Annotated in this window: 1 protein-coding gene; it reads left to right on the top strand. The window is 32.6% G+C overall.

The window, feature by feature from the left end; genetic code table 11:
* The first annotated feature begins 340 nt into the window (after positions 1 to 340).
* Positions 341 to 1327, top strand: a complete 987-nt coding sequence (locus tag HJG39_RS19175; RefSeq protein WP_268412015.1) for a TauD/TfdA family dioxygenase — start codon at positions 341 to 343, stop codon at positions 1325 to 1327.
* The last annotated feature ends 78 nt before the right edge of the window (positions 1328 to 1405 follow it).

The raw sequence follows: 1405 nt of genomic DNA, 5'->3' as shown, positions 1-1405 counted from the left end.
GAGGAAGGAGAAATAATGATTTGGTGATCTGATCATTGAGAGAAGGAAAAGTTCAAATCTTTTGTTCAACAAAGCCCAAAAATATGTATAGCTATTAATTTAAAACTGGAAATACAACCGTCAACAAAGCCATTGACAAATGTTATTTTAATAGGCAGCGGTTCCACATATAGCATTATTAGAACACCAAAAACCTATAACCCAGTAATATACCCGTAAGGAGAACTTAAAAATGACATCATTTAAATTATCTAAAAATTTAATTGGCAGCTAACAATGAAACACTTAAACCAACAACTCTAATTTTATTCCATATGAATTTATACAGGAAATATAATCTATGAAAATAAAAGAATACATGCTAACAACTAACGAAGCAAAGGCTGTAAAGTCTATTGTTTTAGAAATCGAAAAAAAACAAGAAAACCGCCTTTCATGGGTATTAAATAACGCCAAGGTAATAGCAGACAAACTTCCTTGTGGCGTTAAAAAGTTCATTTATGACTTTAAGGTAAATGATAAAGAATTAGGGGTGTGCATCAAAGGAAATTTAGTTGACGATACAAGTATAGGTAATACTCCTAGCGATTTCTTTACAAGAGATGAAAAATCCATATGCACTAATGAAGAAATTATGTTTATTCTATATTCCGAACTTTTAGGTTTTACTTTTGGTTGGAACTCAATTCAGAATGGAAATATCATTAATGATATATTTCCCATGAAAAAAGATTGTAAATCAGCTACCAGCGCGGGCTCTGCATATGATTTCGGAATGCATACAGAAGATGCTTTTCATCCCTATAGGGCTGATTACTTAGTTTTATTTGGAATGCGAAATCCTGACGAAGTGGCAACACTTATCTCTTTTTTAAAACCAGATGACTTGTCAAGCGAAACTATAGAATCTTTATTCAAAAAAGAGTTCGTTGTCGGGGCAAATGTTGGTCAGAATGTAACAGAGATAGAAGAATACACAAGCGCTCTATTTGGTTGCAAGAGTTCCCCTTACTTAAAAGTAAATATGAATAACATGAGAAGCTTAAATCAAAAATCAAAAGAAGCATTGTTCAAGTTAAACCAGGCACTTTTGAATAACACATTTAAATATCGAGTTCAACAAGGAGATTTCTTGGTTTTAGATAATTTAAAAACTGTTCATGGTAGAGAAAAATATGTTCCACGATATGACGGAACAGATCGATGGTTAAAAAGAATGCAGGTTACAAATGACATTAGAAAATCACGAGATATTCGAAGGAGCGCTAGTTCTCGAGTACTCATTGCAAACCAAATGCTAGAAAAGGAGGCTGCATTCATAAAGTAATGATAATTAAGAGTTATGCAGACTAAATTAGCAATAAGTCATGAACTACCTGACTTTCCCTTTATAAATAGAAAGGAG

The organism is Alteromonas sp. a30 (assembly GCF_026788005.1).
Lineage (GTDB): Bacteria > Pseudomonadota > Gammaproteobacteria > Enterobacterales > Alteromonadaceae > Paraneptunicella.
The sequence above is the reverse complement of the archived record's forward strand: the minus strand, read 5'-3'. Positions and strand labels throughout refer to the sequence as shown.

What these genes read in the sequence shown, in the direction of transcription:
- HJG39_RS19175 (WP_268412015.1), top strand. Translation starts at nt 341, where the DNA reads ATGAAAATAAAAGAATACATGCTAACAACTAACGAAGCAAAGGCTGTA.